This window comes from Caulobacter sp. GW821-FHT10E02 (assembly GCF_059415225.1).
In genome coordinates, this window is record NZ_JBWKMV010000003.1 from 850,271 (window position 1) to 867,939 (window position 17,669).

Annotated in this window: 16 protein-coding genes and 1 riboswitch; of the genes, 9 read left to right on the top strand and 7 right to left on the bottom strand. The window is 69.1% G+C overall.

What is annotated here, in order from left to right:
• Positions 1–6 precede the first annotated feature (6 nt).
• Together pdeM and AC07NI_RS19210 are read right to left on the bottom strand one after the other, a co-directional pair.
• Positions 7–714: a ligase-associated DNA damage response endonuclease PdeM gene (gene pdeM, locus AC07NI_RS19205; RefSeq protein WP_494622011.1), complete on the bottom strand. Its 708-nt coding sequence runs from the start codon at positions 712–714 to the stop codon at positions 7–9.
• Positions 711–3,161 (bottom strand): ligase-associated DNA damage response DEXH box helicase, encoded by a 2,451-nt coding sequence (locus tag AC07NI_RS19210; protein WP_494622013.1) that lies wholly within the window; start codon positions 3,159–3,161, stop codon positions 711–713. The genes pdeM and AC07NI_RS19210 overlap by 4 nt, the downstream gene beginning before the upstream one ends.
• Positions 3,162–3,307: 146 nt before the next feature.
• Here AC07NI_RS19210 and AC07NI_RS19215 point away from each other — a divergent pair, with 146 nt between their 5' ends.
• The 4 genes from AC07NI_RS19215 to AC07NI_RS19230 all read left to right on the top strand — a co-directional run bounded on the left by AC07NI_RS19215 (position 3,308) and on the right by AC07NI_RS19230 (position 8,136).
• A complete protein-coding gene (locus AC07NI_RS19215; protein WP_494622015.1) occupies positions 3,308–4,279 on the top strand; it encodes an SEL1-like repeat protein in 972 nt (323 codons plus the stop codon).
• 49 nt (positions 4,280–4,328) lie between these two features.
• Positions 4,329–7,154, top strand: a complete 2,826-nt coding sequence (locus AC07NI_RS19220) for an ATP-dependent DNA helicase (RefSeq protein WP_494622017.1) — start codon at positions 4,329–4,331, stop codon at positions 7,152–7,154.
• A gap of 89 nt (positions 7,155–7,243) precedes the next feature.
• The gene (locus tag AC07NI_RS19225) at positions 7,244–7,510 is read left to right on the top strand and encodes a helix-turn-helix domain-containing protein (protein WP_494622019.1); all 267 of its coding nucleotides are present in this window, start codon (positions 7,244–7,246) and stop codon (positions 7,508–7,510) included.
• Between the two features lie 50 nt (positions 7,511–7,560).
• Positions 7,561–8,136 carry an SRPBCC family protein gene (locus tag AC07NI_RS19230; RefSeq protein ID WP_494622021.1) on the top strand — a complete coding sequence of 192 codons (576 nt, stop codon included), beginning with the start codon at positions 7,561–7,563 and terminating at the stop codon, positions 8,134–8,136.
• A gap of 2 nt (positions 8,137–8,138) precedes the next feature.
• On the opposite strand, the gene AC07NI_RS19235 is transcribed toward AC07NI_RS19230, so the two are convergent.
• Entirely contained in the window at positions 8,139–9,776 is a 1,638-nt protein-coding gene (locus AC07NI_RS19235; protein WP_494622023.1) for a pectate lyase, read from the bottom strand.
• A 537-nt stretch (positions 9,777–10,313) separates the two neighbouring features.
• On the opposite strand from AC07NI_RS19235, the gene AC07NI_RS19240 reads away from it, so the two are divergent.
• Entirely contained in the window at positions 10,314–10,496 is a 183-nt protein-coding gene (locus AC07NI_RS19240) for a hypothetical protein (RefSeq protein ID WP_494622024.1), read from the top strand.
• Here the strand turns inward: AC07NI_RS19240 and cuyB are convergent.
• Positions 10,486–11,154 (bottom strand): cysteate racemase, encoded by a 669-nt coding sequence (cuyB, locus tag AC07NI_RS19245; protein WP_494622026.1) that lies wholly within the window; start codon positions 11,152–11,154, stop codon positions 10,486–10,488. The genes AC07NI_RS19240 and cuyB overlap by 11 nt on opposite strands.
• A gap of 11 nt (positions 11,155–11,165) precedes the next feature.
• Positions 11,166–12,167: a D-cysteate sulfo-lyase gene (gene cuyA, locus AC07NI_RS19250; RefSeq protein ID WP_494622028.1), complete on the bottom strand. Its 1,002-nt coding sequence runs from the start codon at positions 12,165–12,167 to the stop codon at positions 11,166–11,168.
• Positions 12,168–12,313: 146 nt separating this feature from the next.
• Between cuyA and AC07NI_RS19255 the strand changes: the two genes are divergently transcribed.
• Genes AC07NI_RS19255 through ypfJ form a run of 3 tightly spaced genes read left to right on the top strand, consistent with a single transcriptional unit; the run spans position 12,314 to position 14,172 of the window.
• Complete coding sequence (locus AC07NI_RS19255; RefSeq protein WP_494622030.1) at positions 12,314–12,871, top strand: tetratricopeptide repeat protein; 558 nt, start codon at positions 12,314–12,316, stop codon at positions 12,869–12,871.
• 47 nt (positions 12,872–12,918) lie between these two features.
• A complete protein-coding gene (locus tag AC07NI_RS19260) occupies positions 12,919–13,308 on the top strand; it encodes a hypothetical protein (RefSeq protein ID WP_494622032.1) in 390 nt (129 codons plus the stop codon).
• A gap of 15 nt (positions 13,309–13,323) precedes the next feature.
• Positions 13,324–14,172 carry a KPN_02809 family neutral zinc metallopeptidase gene (ypfJ, locus tag AC07NI_RS19265; protein WP_494622034.1) on the top strand — a complete coding sequence of 283 codons (849 nt, stop codon included), beginning with the start codon at positions 13,324–13,326 and terminating at the stop codon, positions 14,170–14,172.
• A 3-nt stretch (positions 14,173–14,175) separates the two neighbouring features.
• On the opposite strand, the gene AC07NI_RS19270 is transcribed toward ypfJ, so the two are convergent.
• Both AC07NI_RS19270 and AC07NI_RS19275 read right to left on the bottom strand, forming a co-directional pair.
• Entirely contained in the window at positions 14,176–14,700 is a 525-nt protein-coding gene (locus tag AC07NI_RS19270) for a RidA family protein (protein ID WP_494622035.1), read from the bottom strand.
• A gap of 69 nt (positions 14,701–14,769) precedes the next feature.
• A complete protein-coding gene (locus AC07NI_RS19275) occupies positions 14,770–15,522 on the bottom strand; it encodes an alpha/beta hydrolase (RefSeq protein WP_494622037.1) in 753 nt (250 codons plus the stop codon).
• 106 nt (positions 15,523–15,628) lie between these two features.
• Positions 15,629–15,734, top strand: a riboswitch (TPP riboswitch).
• A 74-nt stretch (positions 15,735–15,808) separates the two neighbouring features.
• Between AC07NI_RS19275 and thiC the strand changes: the two genes are divergently transcribed.
• Complete coding sequence (gene thiC, locus AC07NI_RS19280) at positions 15,809–17,647, top strand: phosphomethylpyrimidine synthase ThiC (protein WP_494622039.1); 1,839 nt, start codon at positions 15,809–15,811, stop codon at positions 17,645–17,647.
• Positions 17,648–17,669 lie beyond the last annotated feature (22 nt).

The following is a 17,669-nucleotide window of genomic DNA, read 5'->3' on the forward strand; positions in this document are numbered from 1 at the left end:
CTTCGGCTAGTCCGGCCGTAGCGACTTTCGTCCCACCGCATGGACCCGCTTGGGGCCTAGCGCGCCCGCGAGCAGCGGGCCGGCGAACAGGTTCGAGAACGCCTCGTCCAGGATGTTCAGGCCACCCGTGAACGCGCCGAACGCCGGAAGCACCAGCCTCTGGCCGTCGGTGACGAAGCAGCGGCGGCGCGTCGTGGCGCGGCCGCTGGTGATCTTGGCGGCGGGGTGGAGGTGGCCGGCGACTTCGCCCAGCTGGACGCCGGGGACCGGCTCGTGGCGCAGCGTGAGACCCGCGATCTCGGCTTCGTCGATGATCTCGCCGGGCAGGACCTTGGGGCCGTCGGCGTCGTGGTTGCCCACCGCCCAGACCAGCTCGCGGCCCAGGGCCAAGCCCTCCAGCCGCTTGTAGTCGTCGGCCGCCAGGCGCGACTCGCCGCCGCCGTCGTGGAAGCTGTCGCCGAGGAAGATCAGCCGCGCGGGCGAGAGCAGGGCCAGTTCGCGATCCAGCCGGTCCAGGGTCTCGCGGGTGTCGTAGGGCGGCAGCATCTGGCCAAAGCGCGCGGCGTAGCTGCTGCCCTTCTCGAAGTGCAGGTCGGCGACGACCAGGGTGCGCTCGCGCTCCAGCCACATCGCGCCGGACCAGCGCAGCATGACCTCGACATTGGCCAGGGCGACCCGCAGGCCGCCGCACGCGGAGGCTTCGAAGCGGGTCACGACATGGCCTCGGCGATCAGGTCTTCCTCGGCCTCGGCCAGGATCATCTCGCCGGCGGCGTCGCCCGGGGCGCGTTCGCGGCCGATCTCCAGCATGATCGGCACGGCGAAGGGCGAGACGCGGTCCAGCCGGACGTGGCGGATGCGGCCCTGCACGCGGGTCAGCATGTCGCCCAGGCGGGCGATGTCGAGCATGCCGGTGGCCGCGTCATGGCGGGCGCAGCGGAGCATCAGGTGGTCGGGTTGGTGTTTGCGCAGCACGTCGTAGATCAGGTCGGTGGAGAAGGTCACTTGCCGCCCGGACTTCTCGGCGCCGGGGTGGCGGCGCTCGATCAGCCCGGCGATCAGGGCGCAGTGCTTGAAGGCCCGCTTCATCATGAAGCTCTCGTCGAGCCAGGCCTCCAGGTCGTCGCCCAGCATGTCCTGGGCGAACAGTTCGTCCAGATCGAGGCCGTCCATCGGCCGCAGCGACCAGATGTTGAGGGCGTAGTCGTTGCAGACGAAGCCCAGCGGCCCGACGCCCAGGCGGTCCAGCCGCCGGGTCAGCAGCATAGCCAGGGTGGTGTGGGCCAGTCGCCCGTCGAACGGATAGCAGACCAGGTGGAAGCGCTTGCCGCGTTGGAAGGTCTCCAGCAGCATCTCGCCATCGCCCGGGATCGCCGAGCGGACCTTCTGCCAGGAGAGCCACTCCTGGACGTCCGGGGGCAGGGCGGTCCATTCGCGCTCGTCATGCATCATCTGGCGCACGCGGCTGGCCAGATAGGTGGAAAGCGGGAATTTCGAGCCGCCCCAGCTCGGCATCTTCGGATCGTCGTTCGGCGCAGGCGAGACGAAGGCGTCGGCGCCGACCAGGCTGTTGTAGCGCCAGACTTGCCCCGCGAAGACGAAGGTGTCACCGGGCGTCAGCTGCTCGAAATAGCCTTCCTCGGCCTCGCCGATCTTGCGGCCGCCCATCGGGCGTTTGCCGCCACCGATGCGGATGTTGATCATACCGGGCGTGACGATGACGCCGACGTTCATCCGGTGCTGCTGCCGTGCCTGGGCGTTGCGAGCGGTCCACAGGCCCTCGGGCGTCTGCACGATGCGGCGGAACTTGTCGTAGGTGCGCAGCGCGTAGCCGCCGGTCGAGACGAAGTCGACGACGGTCTCGAAGTCTTCCCAGCTGAGCTCGGCATAGGGGCCAGCCGAGCGGATCTCGTCATAGAGCGCGGTCAGGGCGAAGGGCTCGGAGCACGCGCAGCCCATGACGTGCTGGGCCAGGGTGTCCAGCGTACCGATGCGGGCCGGCTCGCCGTCCAGGTGGTTCTCCAGGATGGCGTCGGCGGCGGCGCGGCACTCCAGCATCTCGAAGCGGCTGGCGGGCACGAACAGGGCGCGGCTGGGTTCGTCCAGGCGGTGGTTGGCGCGGCCGATCCGCTGGACCATCCGCGAGGCCCCCTTGGGCGCGGCCAGCTGGATGACCAGGTCGACGTCGCCCCAGTCGATGCCCATGTCCAGCGTCGAGGTGCAGACCACGGCCCGCAGTTCGCCGCGCGTCATGGCCGCCTCGACCTTGCGACGCTGCTCGGCCGACAGGCTGCCGTGGTGCAGGGCGATCGGCAGGTCGTCCTCGTTCAGCTCCCACAGGCGCTGGAACGCGAACTCGGCCTGGAAGCGGGTGTTGACGAAGATCAGCGCCGTCTGGGACGACTTGATGATCTCATAGACCTCGGCCATGGCGTGCTCGGCCGTGTGGCCAGCCCAGGGCACGCGGCCGCCGGAGACGAGGACCTCGACGACGGGCTGAGCGCCGCCGGAGCCGAGGACGAGGTCGATGCTGTCACGGCCGCTGTCGCCCAGCCACTTGCGCACCAGGTCCGGGTCGTCGACCGTCGCCGACAGCCCCACGCGCCGCATCGACGGCGCGAACTGCTGCAGGCGCGCCAAGCCCAGAGCTAGCAGGTCGCCCCGCTTGGACGGCCAGATCGCGTGGGCTTCGTCGATGATCACACAGCGCAGGTCGCTGAAGTACTCGCGCGCGCCTTCCCAGGCGCAGAACAGCGCCAGCTGTTCGGGCGTGGTCAACAGGATGTCCGGCGGGCGCACCCGCTGGCGGGCCTTGCGGGCCTCGCCGGTGTCGCCGGTCCGGCTCTCGGCGACGATCTTCAGGCCCATCTCGCGGATGGGTGTCAGGAGGTTCCTCTCGACATCGACGGCGAGGGCCTTCAGCGGCGAGATGTAGAGGGTATGGACGCCGGCCGGGGCGTTCCTCGGCGGGCGTTCGTCGAGCTCGATCAAGCTGGGCAGGAAGCCGGCCAGGGTCTTGCCGCCGCCGGTCGGGGCGATCAGCAGGGCGCCGCGACCCTCGCGAGCCTTCTCCAGCATGGCCAGCTGGTGTTCGCGCGGGCTCCAGCCGCGCTTGGCGAACCAGTCTTGGAACTTGGGAGGAAGGGCGTCAGCCGCGAGCATTGACCGCGATATAGCATGTTCCCCTTCTGTTTCATCCGTCTTTTGAACCCGTATCGGGCGAGTCCGGTTGCACGGGGCGGGGCGAGCGGTTGTCTGCCTTGACGCCCTCGCGGTCGGTGCGACGATCCGGGGTCGGTGGGGACGTGATGCGGACCAGAGTGCTGCCCGTGGTGTTGGCCTTGGCGTTGTCGTTTGGCGGCGCGGTCTCCGCGCGGCCGGACGGTTCCGTCGAAGCCAAGGCCACGTTCGCGGCAACCCTCAAGGAAGCCCAGGCCGGCGCGGCGACCCGCTATGTCGATCTGGCCATGCTGTATCTCGATGGCGAAGGCGTGGAACGCGACGTGCCCCAGGCCCTGGCCTGGCTGCGCAAGGGCGTGGCGGGCGGCGACACCGACGCCATGGTCGAGCTGGGCAATGTCTATTTCGACGGCGCGGACGGGGTGAAGATCGACCGCCGCGCCGCCATGAAGCTCTACGCCCGGGCCGCGCGGCTGGGCGACCCCAACGGGATGTACAATCTCGGCGTCGCCCATGAGGGCGGCGAGGGCTTGCCGGAGAACCAGCGCCTGGCACTGTCCTGGTACTTGAAGGCCGCCGCCGCCGGCTCCTCGCGCGGCTACTACAGCGCCGGCGAGGCCTATCTGGACGGCTACGGCACGCGGGTCGACACCGCCAAGGGCGTGGCCCTGCTGCGCAAGGCGATCGAGATGGGCTCGCCCGACGCCATGAACGAGATGGGGCGGCTGCACTCGGAGGGCACGGGCGTGCGCCTGGACCATGCCGAGGCGCTGAAGTTCTACAAGGCCGCCGCCGCCAACGACCTGCCGGCCGGCATGTCGAACCTGGGCGTCGTCCATCACAACGGCGAGGGCGTGCCGGTCAACTACACCCAGGCCATGCACTGGTTCCAGATGGCCGCCGACCGGGGCTATCTCGAGGCCTGGTTCGACCTGGGCGTCATGTGTGAGCGCGGCCAGGGCATCAAGGCCGACGACGATCTGGCGCTGGCGATGTACCGCAAGGCGGCCGAGAGCAAGGACGCCGACCTGCGCCAAAAGGCCCAGAAGGCGATCGCCCGGCTGGAAGGCTTCGACGATGACGACGTCCCGGTCGTCTGAAGGCTCTGTTCTTATTCTGTTTCCCGGCGGTTTCTGCTAACGGAGTCGGGTGACTGCTTTCCCGCCGACTCTGGATCTCGCCCCCGCGCTCGTCGTGCTGCCCGGGCCGCGCGCGGGCGTGGCCGACGGGGCGGGCGAGGGGCGGATGCTGCGGCCGCCGGACGCTCGCGACCTCTTCGAGCACGGCCCGGTGCTGGTGGCCCACGCGGCCATGACCGCCCGCCGCCTGAACCTGTCGCCGCCCTCGCGCCACCCGCGCCTGTTCGACGTGCTGGAGCTCTACGCCTTCGTCCGGCCGGCGACCTTCTGCGCGCCTTCGGCCGTGGGTCTGGCCATGGCGCTGGGCCTGCGCGAGCCGCATGGCGCGGCCGAACAGGCCCAGACTCTGCGCGAGGCCGCCGACGCCCTGCTGCGCGACCTGATGGTGGCTCCGGTCCCTTCGCGCGAGGAAGCCCTGGCCGTCGCCGAGACCCTGGCCAAGGCCGGCTGGTCCTGGGGCCCGGCCGTGATCGGCGCGCTGCGCTCGGTGCAGGCCGGCAACCACTTCCGGGGCTCGGGCCTCGACGTCTGGGCGCGCATGGTCGAGTGGGAAGATCAGGCCCCGCCCGGCGAGCCCGGCTCGCGGCCGATCGATCCCGAACGGGCGGCCGAGCGCCTGACCCAGCTGCTGCAGCGCTCGGGCCTGGAAGAGGTGCGCGAGGCGCAGATCACCTTCGCCAAGGAGGCTGCCTTCGCCTTCCAGCCGCGCGAGCGCGAGGGCGAGCCGCGCATGATGCTGGCCGAGGCCGGCACCGGCGTCGGCAAGACCCTGGGCTATCTGGCCCCGGCCTCGCTGTGGGCCGAGGCCAATGGCTCGTCGGTCTGGGTTAGCACCTATACCCGCGCCCTGCAGCGCCAGATCGAGCGCGAGAGCCGGTCGATCTATCCCGACCCCAAGGAGCGGGCCAAGAAGGCCGTCGTGCGCAAGGGGCGTGAGAACTATCTGTGCCTGCTGAACTTCCAGGAGCAGATCAACGGCGCCCAGTTAGGCAATGGCGACCTGATCGGCCTGGCGCTCACCGCCCGCTGGACCCGCGCCAGCCGCGACGGCGACATGACCGGCGGCGACTTCCCGGCCTGGCTACCGACGCTTTCCGCTGTTCCACCTTCGGCCCAGGCCAGCCCGTCGAACCTCGTCGATCGGCGCGGCGAGTGCATCCACGCCGGCTGCCAGCACTATCGCATCTGCTTCATCGAGAAGGCCGTGCGGGCGTCCAAGCGCGCCGACATCGTCATCGCCAATCATGCTCTGGTCCTGACCCAGGCCGCCTTCGACGGCGCGCGGACGGCGCGGGGGCTGAAGGGCGACAACGAGACCACCAGCCTCAAGCGCATCGTCTTCGACGAGGGCCACCACCTGTTCGAGGCCGCTGACAGCGCCTTCTCGGCGGCTTTGTCGGGCGCGGAAGCCGCCGAGTTGCGCCGCTGGATCCGGGGTCCTGAGGGACGCGGCCGTCGTGGCCGTGGGCTCGAAGCGCGACTGCTCGACATCCTGGGCGACCGCGAGGGCGCGCGGGGGGCGATGAACCAGGTGCTCCAGGCCGCCGCCGCCTTGCCGGGCGAGGGCTGGTCGGGCCGGGTCGCGCCGCCGGACGGCCAGATCAACCCGATCGGGCCGATCGAGAACTTCCTGGTCGCGGTGATCGAGCAGCTGCGCGCCCGCACCAGCGAGCGGGGCGGCGCCGACCTTGGCCTGCAATGCGATGCCCGGCCGGCCACCGATCTCGTCCGCGAGCGCGCGCCGGAAGCCGCCAAGGCCCTGGCCGCCATCGAGGCCCCGCTGCTGGCCCTGGCCCGCGCCCTGGAAGACGTGCTGGACGAGGACGCCGAGCACCTGGGCGCCTCCGAACGCGCCCGGATCGAAGGGGCGTTGCGCGGCCTGGACCGCCGCGCCCGCATGACCCTGCCGGCCTGGCGTTCGATCCTGAAGGCCATCGAGGACGACGACGTCGAGCCGACCGAGAGCGATCCGGACTTCGTCGACTGGTTCGAGGCCACCTTCCTGTACGGCCGCGTCGTCGACGCCGCCTGCCGCCGCCACTGGGTGGACCCGACCGAGCCGCTGCGCGCTGCGGTGCTGTCGCCGGCCCACGGCGTGCTGGTGACCAGCGCCACCCTGGTCGATCCCGCGCTGGAAGACCCGTTCGCCCTGGCCGAGATGCGCACGGGCGCGGCCCGCCTGCCGACCGCGCCCAAGGTGCTGCGCCTGGTCTCGCCGTTCGACTACGAGCACCACGCCAAGGCCTATGTCGTCACCGACGTGAACAAGGAAGACCCGCGACAGGTCTCGGCCGCCATGCGCGAGCTGTTCCTGGCCGCGGGGGGCGGGGGCCTGGGCCTGTTCACCGCCATCCGACGCCTGAAGGCCGTGCACGAGCGCATCGCCGCGCCGCTGGCCGATCAGGGCCTGGCCCTCTACGCCCAGCACGTCGATCCGCTGGAGGTGGGAGCGCTGGTCGACATCTTCCGGGCCGAGGAGGACGCCTGCCTCTTGGGCACTGACGCCATCCGTGACGGCGTTGACGTGCCGGGCCGGTCCCTGCGCCTGCTGGTCTTCGATCGCGTGCCGTGGCCGCGTCCGGACGTGCTGCACAAGGCCCGCCGCCTGCGCTTCGGCGGCAAGGGCTATGACGACGCCGTGGCTCGGGCTCGGATCAGCCAGGCGTTCGGCCGCCTGATCCGCCGCGCCGATGACCGGGGCGTGTTCGTGATGCTGGACGCCGCCGCGCCGACGCGATTGTTCTCGAGCTTGCCCGAGGGCGTGACCCTGGAACGGGTCAGCCTGGTCGAGGCGATCGAGGCCACGGGGGCCTTCCTGGCCAAGAAGGCCGATTGATAACGCGGGCCTGACTCAAAGCCGTCGAATTTCTGCAATCGAGCGGGCCTAGAAGCCGTCCTCGGGGATAGGCAGTAGGAGCGTACCCGATGATGACCCGCAGCGCCGACCCCGCGATCGACGAAACCGCCGCCCCCTCGCGTTCGCGCTCGGCGCGGGCCCTGGTCCAGGCGGTGCGATGGCGCACCGGCCTCAGCCAGGCCGACTTCGCCCGCATCTTCCACATCGACCTGACGCTGCTGGAAGACCTGGAACACGGCGACGCCCGTCCGGACGCGGCCCTGACCGCCTATCTCCGCGTCATCGACCATGCGCCGGACGTGGTGCGTGATGCGCTGGCCCAAGCGCGACCCTAGCGTCTATTCGCCGACCCTCGCCGTAGCTGCTCCAGGCAAGGAGCAGGCGCATGCGGCGATGGATCGTGACGGCGGGGATTTTGTGGGCCTTCGGCGGCTCCGCCCAGGCCGTCGAGCTGACGCCCAAGGCCCAGGCCGCCCTGGCCAGGGGCGAGGCCTATGCCGAGGTCGCGCCCGATGCCGACGGGATTTCCGGACGCGTGCGGGCGGTGGTCGACATCGCCGCGCCGCCGGAGAAGGTCTGGGCGATCATGACCGACTGCGCCACGGCGGGCAGGATGATCACCAACCTGGCCAGCTGCCGCATCGTCTCGGGCGACCAGCGCAAGGGCTGGGACATCCGCGAGCACGTCACGCGGCGCACCTTCGTGTTCCCCGGCATGCGGATCGTGTTCCGCTCCGACTACGAGCCGGTCAGCCGCATTCGCTTCCATCTGGTGGAGGGCGATCTGAAGGTCGAGCAGGGCGAATGGCGGCTGCAGCCGCTGGACGGCGGGCGGGGCACGCGGGTGTTCTATGACAACCGCCTGGCGGTCGACTGGCCCGTGCCCAAGGGCATGATGCGCGAGGCGCTGCGCAAGGACACGCCGAAGGTCCTGATGAACCTCCGGCGCGCCTGCGAGTAGGCTTAGGCGACGTCGATATATTTGATCAGCGTCGCCATGTTGGCGATGAACGCGCCGGTCGAGATGCCGATCTTCGGATGCGGATCGGGGTAGGGCGAGGTGTCGTACTTGTCGCCGACCTTGGTCTCCGAGAAGTCGCCCGGCGTCGGTTCGGCCGGAGGCTCGCCGGCATAGGGCTGGCTGGTCGAGGTCAGGGGCGTGGGCCACCAGCCTTCGCCGTTCAGTTCCATGGTCAGCTTGGTGACCTTCTCGGCGTCGGCCGACACGGCCTTGGGGGCCGAGCTGGACAGATCGCCGCCGACCGACAGGTCCTCGACCGAGATGTCCTTGACCATGAAGTACTTGGGCAGCGGGCGCTGGCCCTTCAGCGGCGAGTGCTTGCTGACCTCTTCGGGACCCATGGCCTTCAGCTTCTCGTAGCGGGCGCGCAGGCCTTTGACGTCGACATTGCGGAACGACGAGTAGTGGGTGACCGTCTTCTGCGGGTTCTCGTCGGTGAAATAGCGGCCGCTGACCACGTTCGAGCCGGTGCGGTGCACGTACAGCGGACGGCCGTTGCCGATCTGGATGAAGGTCGGGTAGCGCGGCTTGCCGGGCATGACGTCGTCGGGCAGGCGGACCGAGTCCAGCCAGTCCAGGGCTTCCGGCACGCGGGCGATGTACTTCGGATCGCCGGTCAGCTGGTAGAAGGTCATCATCTGCGACAGGCAGCTGGCCGAGGCGTGGGTGGCGAAGGCCTTGGGCTCGTAGGTGCGGGCGCCGGCCGGCTTCAGGTCGGCCACGGTGTGCTGCAGGCCCCAGCCCGGCTGCGGCGCGGGCTGTTGGCAGGCGACGTAGCAGTCCATGGCGCGGCGGATCGGATCCAGGACGGTTTTGTCGCCCAGGGCCTGGTAGACCATGATCAGGAACTCGATGTTCTCGCCGACCACGTCGTCATTGAAGGTGATGAAGCTGGTGTAGTCCGGGTTGCCGTGGTGGTGGAACTCGTCCTTCAGCGGATAGCGCTGCGGCCAGCCGCCGACCGGGTACTGGCTTTCCAGCACGAACTTCAGGGCCTTCTCGAAGGCGGCCTTGTACTTCGGGTCCTTCTTCTCGACGTACATGCGCAGCATGAACTTGCAGCACTCGGCGGTGCCTTCGTCGTCGAAGGTGCAGTTGCCGTAGTAGTGCTGGAATTCCTCGAGGCGCCAACCGTTCTTGCCGATGGTGTCGTACCACTTCTTCAGCGAGGCCTCGCCGGCGAAGTCGCCGATATAGTTCCAGCCGCCGGCCGGGTTCTGGATGGCGATCAGGGCGTCGGCGGCCTTGCAGGCGGCGTCGTAGTAATACTCGTCCTTGGTCGCGTGATAGGCGTCCAGGAAGATGTGGCCGACCGTGCCGGTGCCGGGCGGTTGCACCCAGATCATCGTCGGGAAGGCTTCCATCTCGCCCCAGCGGCGCGAGAGGTCGGCCGAGTAGGACCAGACGTAGCCGCCCTTGTAGGCGGCCTTCTCGACCATGAACTTGGACGCCTTCTTCATGGTCCCCAGCGCGTCGGCCTTGGTCGGCGCGGCCAGGGCCTTCAGCGGCAGGCCCGCGGCGGCGAAGGCGGCGGCCGTGGTGGCCATCAGGCGGCGGCGGGAAATGGGGCTGAGCGGCATGCGGGACTCCGGGTGAGGCGGAGCCGTCGTCGATCGGGAAGCCGCTAGGGCTCTGGCGTTCCTCCCGGCCGTGAACGGCCCCGTCGTCTGCTGCAACGGTTTGAGACACCTTGCTACCGGTGTCATAGATTTGGCTACCCACTTTTTGCGACGGGTTCCCTCATTATGGGATCGCTGCGTCAGCGCGCCGCACATGCCGGCAAGTCTCTGTATGCAAAGGATTTCAAGCGTCGCTTCGTCCTCATAATGAGGGGTGCGACAGGGCGACACGTTGCTTGTGGACTCGCGTTCGGCGAAACAGCGTCATCGATTTCGAGGCGACGCCGCCGCGCTGGAACCTAGCGCAGCCGACGCCGTCCTGTTGGGGAACAGGACGACACCCCCGGACCTAGCGGTCCGGGGGTGTTTTCATTTGCGCGCTATGCTTGCGATTTAACATTCTGTGACAATCGGGCGCACGCCAAACCTTGGTTAATGAACGGTGTGCGTCCAGCGGTCGCATGGTGGTGTCGTTTAGGTCCTGTAAACGTTTGCAGCATGGGGAACCGAAACGACCATCTGAGCGAAGCGGAGCGTCTCGAGCGTCAAGCCGAGATCGCCGACAACGCCCACGCCCGCGCGGCGCTGCTGCGCATGGCCCAGGCCTCGCGCGGCGCGGCGGCCCTGCTGGGCATGTTCGAGGCCACCTACGACGAGGCCCGGCCGTCGATCACGCCGTAAGGCAGACCTCGACGCAGCGCTTCGCCAGCTCTTCCGTCGCATCCAGGAACGGGACCGACAGGTCGCCTGCGTCCAGCACCAGCGGCACTTCCGTACAGCCCGCCACCACGCCCTGAGCGCCCTTGCCGACCAGGCGGTGGGCCAGGGCGGCCATGGTCTCGCGTGAGGTGGGGCCGACATCGCCCTGCTTGATGCGATAGAGCAGGGCCATGAACTCGACCTGCTCGTGGTCGTCCAGCATCACCACCTCCAGCCCCATGTGCGAGAAGCGGTCGCGATAGAGGCTGAGCGCCAGGCTGGTGCCCAGCACGCCGACGACGCTGGCGCCCTTGGCCTGGGCGGCCAGGCCCGCCGTTTCCAGCATGTCGACCAGCGGCAGCCCCGAGGCGCGGACCTCCTCGGCATAGGCGTGGGCGGTGTTGCAGGCGATGGCCAGGACCTGGGCCCCGCCATCGCGCAAGCCCGTCGCCATCGCCGCGAGCACCGGACCGGGGTCCGAAGTGGCGACGTTACGGTCCGGCACCTTGGGATTGATGTCGACCAGCACCCGCAGGTGGTCCTGCTCGCGCTTGACCGGCGTGGCGGCCTGGAGTTTCGCCAGGAAGTCCAGGGTCGCCGCCGGACCCATGCCGCCCAAGACGCCGAGGATCTTGCTCATCGCTCTACTCCTCAGCCTAGGGCGGGCTCCAGCACGCTTTGATAGCCGAACAGGCCTTGGGCGCCGCCGGTATGCAGGAACACGACCCGCTCGCCCTTGAACGCGCCCTTCTTGGCCTGGTCGATCAGACCCTTCAGCGCCTTGCCCGAATAGACGGGGTCGAACAACAGGCCCTCGGTCTGGGCGGCCAGGGTCAGGGCGTCGATCACGCCCTGGTCCACCAAGCCATAGCCTTCGCCGACATAGTCGCAGTCGGCCACGACCATGTCGCGGGTCACGCGGCCGGCCGCGCCGATCTTCTCGGCGGTGGCGACGGCCAGGTTGAAGACATTCTCTTCCTGCTTGGCCTTGGGGGCGCGGACGCCGAAGCCCAGGATCGGGATGTCGACCGACAGGGCCGCGAAGCCGGCGACCAGGCCCGCGTGGGTGCCGGCGCTGCCGGTGGCGGTGACGAAGCGGTCGAATTTCAGGTCCATCTGGTCGGCCTGGACGACGAACTCGCGGGCGCAGTCGACATAGCCCAGGGCGCCGACCGTGTTCGAGCCGCCGCCGGGGATGACATAGGGCTTGCCGCCACGCTGGCGGACGCTGTCGGCGGTGGCTTCCAGCTCGGCGACCATGTCCGTGCCGCCCGGCACGTAGCGGATCGCCGCGCCCATCAGCTTGTCCAGCAGGACGTTGCCGTTGCCCATGTAGTCGCTGGCCTTGGAGCCCGTGCGCTCTTCCAGGATCACTTCGGTCTTCAGGCCGAAGCGGGCGCCGGCGGCGATGGTCTGGCGCACGTGGTTGGACTGCACCGCGCCCTGGGTCACCAGGGTGTCGGCGCCTTGCTCCAGGGCTTCGCCGAGCAGGAACTCCAGCTTGCGGGTCTTGTTGCCGCCGCCGGCCAGGCCCGTGCAGTCGTCGCGCTTGACCCAGAGGTCGATGCCGAGCTCCGCGCCCAGGCGGGGCAGGGGCTCCAGCGGCGTGGGCAGGTGGGCGAAGCGGGCGCGGGGAAAGCGGGCGAGATGCATGACGCGGGTTCCTGAGGGGACTCGCCGCCTCTGTTAGCACGACCCGCGCGCGATGCGATGGCGCCGCTTCGATCAGGTCCACGACGGTGCTATGATCGCCTCATAAGCGGCCGGCCATAGAGACCGGCCCGATGGGAGGAAGACATATGCGAGCGATCCCTCTCGCCGCCCTCTGCGCTGCGTCCGTCCTGGCCGCCGCCGGAGCCGCCGGCGCTTCGAACATGATCATCGGCGGCGGCTCGGCCCAGGAGTGTTCCGACGCGGCCGAGAAGGGCCGGACAGACAACCGCGCCGTCCTGGCCTGCACCACGGCCCTCGAGGTCGAGACCCTGAACTTCCGCGACCGGGCCCGCACCTTCGTCAATCGCGGCGTGCTGCAGATGCGCCAGCGCCAGTTCGGCGCCGCCCGCGCCGACTTCGACCAGGCCTCCAGCCTCGATCCCAACCTGGGCGAGGCCTATGTGAACCGCGGCGCGACCTTCGTCGGCGAGGAGCGCTACAAGGAAGGCGTCGAGCAGATCGACAAGGGCCTGACCATGGGTGTGAAGGCCCCGGAGAAGGCCTTCTTCAATCGCGGCCTGGCCAATGAGGGCCTGGGCGACCTGACCGCCGCCTACAAGGACTATTCGCGCGCGGCCGAGCTGAAACCCGACTGGCCGGCGCCGAAGACCGAACTCGCGCGTTTCACGGTCAAGCGGCCCTGACGCGTCCGGCGCGTCGTCGGCCGCCTCCGTATCCGGGAGTAGGTTCGATGACGCGCACGTTTCTCTTGCTGACGGCCGGCCTGGCGAGCCTGAGCGGCGCGGCCTATTCCGAGCTCGCCTGGGGGCAGACCGCGTTGCAGGACCGCTTCATGACCGAGCACGCCCTGCAGGACGCCCGGCGCGCGGAGTCGGCCAGCCAGACCGAAATCTCCAACGCTCAGACCCGGGCCGACACGGCCGTCCGGCTGCGCGGCCTGGAGGCTCAGCGCGCCGAGCCGAGCCTGCGGCCGGCGCCGACGGACGCGCTGCCGCAGCGCGATAGCGACCTCACCGCGTCGTCGCTCCAGCTTGAGCGCTTGACGCAGGCGGCGCTGGACGAGAGCAATGCGCGCATGCGGGCCATCCGGCCGGCCAGCGAACCCAAGCAACAGCGCTAGCAACGAGGATCACGCATGGAGTGGGAAGGCGGTCGCCGGTCCGGTAATATCGAGGATCGACGCGGCATTGGGCCTGTGGGCGTCGCCGGCGGCGGCATCGGCGCGGTGGTGCTGGCCGCCATCGGCTATTTCGTGTTCGGCATCGATCCGCGCACGACGATGGAGGCCACGCAGGGGCTGCAGCAGCCCGCCGCGCAGGAAGGCACGCGCGGTGAGGTCTCCGACCGCGAAGGCCAGTTCATCGACGTGGTCGAGACCTCGAACCGGGACGTCTGGACACCGATCTTCCGCAACGAGGGCGTCGACTACCGTCCGCCCGAGGCGATCGTGCTCTACAAGCAGGCCACCGGCACCGGCTGCGGCACGGGCCAGTCGGCCATGGGGCCGTTCTATTGCCCGGCCGATCAGAAGGTCTATCTGGACCTGTCGTTCTGGCAGGAGCTGGAAAGCCGCTTCGGGGCCAAGGGCGAGTTCGCCCGCGCCTATGTCGTCAGCCACGAGATCGGCCACCACGTCCAGCATCTGCTGGGCGCCGACCAGCAGGCCCGCCGTCTGGGCGCGCGCGGCGAGGAGAGCGGATCGGTGCGGCTGGAGCTGCAGGCCGACTGCTATGCCGGCGTCTGGGCGGCCCATGCGGGCGAGGCCTCGGGCGGCAAGATCGTCATCAACCGCGCCGACATCGAGGACGGCCTGGGCGCCGCCGCCGCGGTCGGCGACGACACCATCCAGAAGCAGACCCAAGGCCAGGTCGTGCCCGACAGCTTCACCCACGGCTCCAGCGCCCAGCGCATGCGCTGGTTCACGCGCGGCTACGACCAGGGCGACCCGTCGGCCTGCGATACGTTCGCCGCGCGCCGGCTCTAGGGGCTATTTCTTCTTCGGGGCGTAGGCGATCAGCTGGATCTCGACGATGCCGCCGGCCGGCAGCAGGCCGGTGGTCCCGACGGCCGTCCAGGCCGGCTGAGCGCCCTTGATGAACTCGCTCTTGACCGCGTTGATCATGCCCAACTGCTCCCAGCGCGGGGCGGGCTGGTCGGGGCCTTCCCAGACGTGGAAGCTGTTGATCATCACCACGTCGTCGAAGGTCGCGCCCGAGGCCTTCAGCGTGTTGTCCAGGGCCACGAAGGCGCGGCGAACCTGACGCTTGAACGACTCCGGGTCGGTGCCCTCGTCCTTGCCGCGCCCGGCGACCGCGCCCGAGACGTAGAGCATGTCGCCGGCCCGGCGGGCGGGGGCGTATTTGAATTCGTCATAGGCCTTCTGATTGCGCTCCGAGGGGATGATCACCTCGCCGCCCGGCGTGGGGATCATCTTCGGATAGGTTTCCTGCGCGAAGGCCGGCGTGGCCACGAGGGCGCAGAGGACCGGCAGGGCGAAGCGGCGGAAGGTCATGATGGCTCTCCGGAAGAACGTGGGTCTCCGGATCGCGTGCCAGCCCACCAACGGCAAGTGAATTAACCGTCACCCGGCCGCGCGGAGGATCAGGTCGGTGATCTCCCTGGGGTGCGAGATCATCGACACGTGGCTGGACGGCAGCTCGATGGTCGTGGCCTTCATCCGCTTGGCCAGGAAGCGCTCCAAGTCCGGATTGGTGGTCTCGTCCTTGGCCGAGACCGCGTAGAAGCTGGGCTTCTCGCGCCAGGCCGCCACGGTGGTCTTGCCGGCGAACAGGCTAGCGGCGATCGGCTGCTGCGTGGCGTACAGCGCCAGGGCTTTTGTCGGTTCGACGTCGCCGGCGAAATGGCGCAGGAACGCCTCCTTCGAGAGCCAGGAAAAGCCTTCGGCGGTCTGCACGCCGGCGCGCACCGGCATGGTCGGGTAGGTGGCGGCCAGGGCGTTGAAGTCCTCGCCGGCGTCCGGGGCGCGGGCGGCGACATAGACGAGGGCCGTGACCTTCGGGTCCAGGCCCGCTTCGGTGATCGGCACGCCGCCCCACGAGTGGCCGACCAGCACGGTCGGGCCGTCCTGCCGGGCCAGCACGCGGCGCGTGGCCGCCACGTCGTCGGCCAGCGAGGTCAACGGGTTCTGCACCGCCGTGACGTTGAAGCCCTTGGCTTGCAGGCGCGGGATCACCTCGCTCCAGCACGAGCCGTCGGCCCAGGCGCCATGCACCAGCACGATGTTCTTGGCCGGTGTTCGGGCCATAGCGGGGCCGGCGAGGGTGGCTCCAAGCGCGCCCAGCAGCAGGGCGCGGCGATCGGTTTGGAAGGGCATGGCGCGGTCTCCGCCTAAGATGAGGAGAGTAAACACCCGAGGCCGCTCGCCGAACATCGTCCGTAGGTAGGCCTTGACCCTAGCGGCAACGCGCCTAGTGTCCGGATTCTGTTCACCGGGGGGTCGCTTGCGCGGCTGAGATTGGGCTTTCGCCCTGACCCGTAGAACCTGATCCGGGTCATGCCGGCGAAGGGAGGGAACGCGGTCGCGGCGCCATCAGCCCATCCGTAAACCGACTCAAGCGCGACACGTCCGGGTCTCCTTAGAAGCTTGAGGAGCGCCCGAAATGAATATCCAGACCACCATCAAATCCGTGGCCGAGACGATCTCGACCGGCCCGATCCCCGGCTCGCGCAAGGTCTATCAGGCCGGCGAACTGTTCCCCGACATCCGCGTGCCGTTCCGCGAAGTGGCCGTCCACCCGTCGGCCAACGAGCCGCCGGTGACGATCTACGATCCGTCCGGCCCCTACAGCGACCCGACCATCGCCATCGACATCGAGAAGGGCCTGCCGCGCACCCGCGAAGCCATGGTCGTGGCGCGCGGCGACGTCGATGTGGTCACCGAGCCCCGCCAGGTGAAGCCCGAGGACAACGGCTTCGCCCAGGGCAAGCACCTGGCCCCTGAGTTCCCGGACAACGGCCGCACCATCTACCGCGCCAAGCCCGGCAAGCCGGTCACCCAGCTGGAATATGCCCGCGCCGGCATCATCACGGCCGAGATGGAATATGTCGCCATCCGCGAGAACCTGCGCCGCGAGCAGGACCGTCCATGCGTGCGCGACGGCGAGGACTTCGGCGCCTCGATCCCCGACTTCGTGACGCCCGAGTTCGTGCGCCAGGAAATCGCCCGCGGCCGCGCCATCATCCCGGCCAACATCAACCACGGCGAGCTGGAGCCGATGGCGATCGGCCGCAACTTCCTGGTCAAGATCAACGCCAATATCGGCAATTCGGCCGTGCTCTCCACCGTCGCCGACGAGGTCGACAAGCTGGTCTGGGCCACGCGCTGGGGCGCCGACACGGTCATGGACCTGTCGACGGGCCGCAACATCCACAACATCCGCGACTGGATCATCCGCAACTCGAGCGTTCCGATTGGCACCGTGCCGATCTACCAGGCGCTGGAAAAGGTCAACGGCGTGGCCGAGGACCTGAACTGGGAGGTCTTCCGCGACACCCTGATCGAGCAGTGCGAGCAGGGCGTCGACTACTTCACGATCCACGCCGGCGTGCGCCTGCCGTTCATCCCGATGACCGCCAAGCGCGTCACCGGCATCGTCTCGCGCGGCGGTTCGATCATGGCCAAGTGGTGCCTGGCGCACCACAAGGAGAACTTCCTCTACGAGCGCTTCGAGGACATCTGCGAGATCATGCGCGCCTACGACGTGTCGTTCTCGCTGGGCGACGGCCTGCGTCCGGGCTCGACCGCCGACGCCAATGACGAGGCCCAGTTCTCGGAGCTGCGCACCCTGGGCGAGCTGACCAAGGTGGCCTGGAACCACGGCGTCCAGGTGATGATCGAAGGGCCGGGCCACGTGGCCATGCACAAGATCAAGGCCAACATGGACGAGCAGCTGAAGCACTGCCACGAGGCCCCCTTCTACACCTTGGGCCCGTTGACCACGGACATCGCGCCCGGCTACGACCACATCACCTCGGCGATCGGCGCGGCGATGATCGGCTGGTTCGGCACGGCGATGCTCTGCTACGTCACGCCCAAGGAGCACCTGGGCCTGCCGGACCGCGACGACGTGAAAACGGGCGTCATCACCTACAAGCTGGCCGCCCACGCCGCGGACCTCGCCAAGGGGCACCCCGGCGCGGCCATGTGGGACGACGCCATCAGCCGCGCGCGCTTCGAGTTCCGCTGGGAGGACCAGTTCAACCTGGGCCTCGATCCGGAAACGGCCCGCAAGTTCCACGACGAGACCCTGCCGAAGGAAGCGCACAAGACCGCCCACTTCTGCTCGATGTGCGGCCCCAAGTTCTGCTCGATGAAGATCAGCCACGAAGTCCGCGACTTCGCCGCCGGCATCGCGCCGAACAACGCCGAGCTCGGGATGGCGCAGATGAGTGAGAAGTTCAAAGAGCAGGGGTCGGAGATCTATCTGAAGACCGAATAGGCCGATTTCACTGGCGCGGCGG

Coding starts and splice junctions, on each gene's coding strand:
- cuyA (WP_494622028.1), bottom strand. CDS start 12,167: ATGCATCTCGCCCGCTTTCCCCGCGCCCGCTTCGCCCACCTGCCCACG.
- AC07NI_RS19260 (WP_494622032.1), top strand. CDS start 12,919: ATGACGCGCACGTTTCTCTTGCTGACGGCCGGCCTGGCGAGCCTGAGC.
- AC07NI_RS19255 (WP_494622030.1), top strand. CDS start 12,314: ATGCGAGCGATCCCTCTCGCCGCCCTCTGCGCTGCGTCCGTCCTGGCC.
- AC07NI_RS19225 (WP_494622019.1), top strand. CDS start 7,244: ATGATGACCCGCAGCGCCGACCCCGCGATCGACGAAACCGCCGCCCCC.
- AC07NI_RS19230 (WP_494622021.1), top strand. CDS start 7,561: ATGCGGCGATGGATCGTGACGGCGGGGATTTTGTGGGCCTTCGGCGGC.
- thiC (WP_494622039.1), top strand. CDS start 15,809: ATGAATATCCAGACCACCATCAAATCCGTGGCCGAGACGATCTCGACC.
- ypfJ (WP_494622034.1), top strand. CDS start 13,324: ATGGAGTGGGAAGGCGGTCGCCGGTCCGGTAATATCGAGGATCGACGC.
- AC07NI_RS19215 (WP_494622015.1), top strand. CDS start 3,308: ATGCGGACCAGAGTGCTGCCCGTGGTGTTGGCCTTGGCGTTGTCGTTT.
- cuyB (WP_494622026.1), bottom strand. CDS start 11,154: ATGAGCAAGATCCTCGGCGTCTTGGGCGGCATGGGTCCGGCGGCGACC.
- AC07NI_RS19240 (WP_494622024.1), top strand. CDS start 10,314: ATGGGGAACCGAAACGACCATCTGAGCGAAGCGGAGCGTCTCGAGCGT.
- AC07NI_RS19270 (WP_494622035.1), bottom strand. CDS start 14,700: ATGACCTTCCGCCGCTTCGCCCTGCCGGTCCTCTGCGCCCTCGTGGCC.
- AC07NI_RS19275 (WP_494622037.1), bottom strand. CDS start 15,522: ATGCCCTTCCAAACCGATCGCCGCGCCCTGCTGCTGGGCGCGCTTGGA.
- AC07NI_RS19210 (WP_494622013.1), bottom strand. CDS start 3,161: ATGCTCGCGGCTGACGCCCTTCCTCCCAAGTTCCAAGACTGGTTCGCC.
- AC07NI_RS19235 (WP_494622023.1), bottom strand. CDS start 9,776: ATGCCGCTCAGCCCCATTTCCCGCCGCCGCCTGATGGCCACCACGGCC.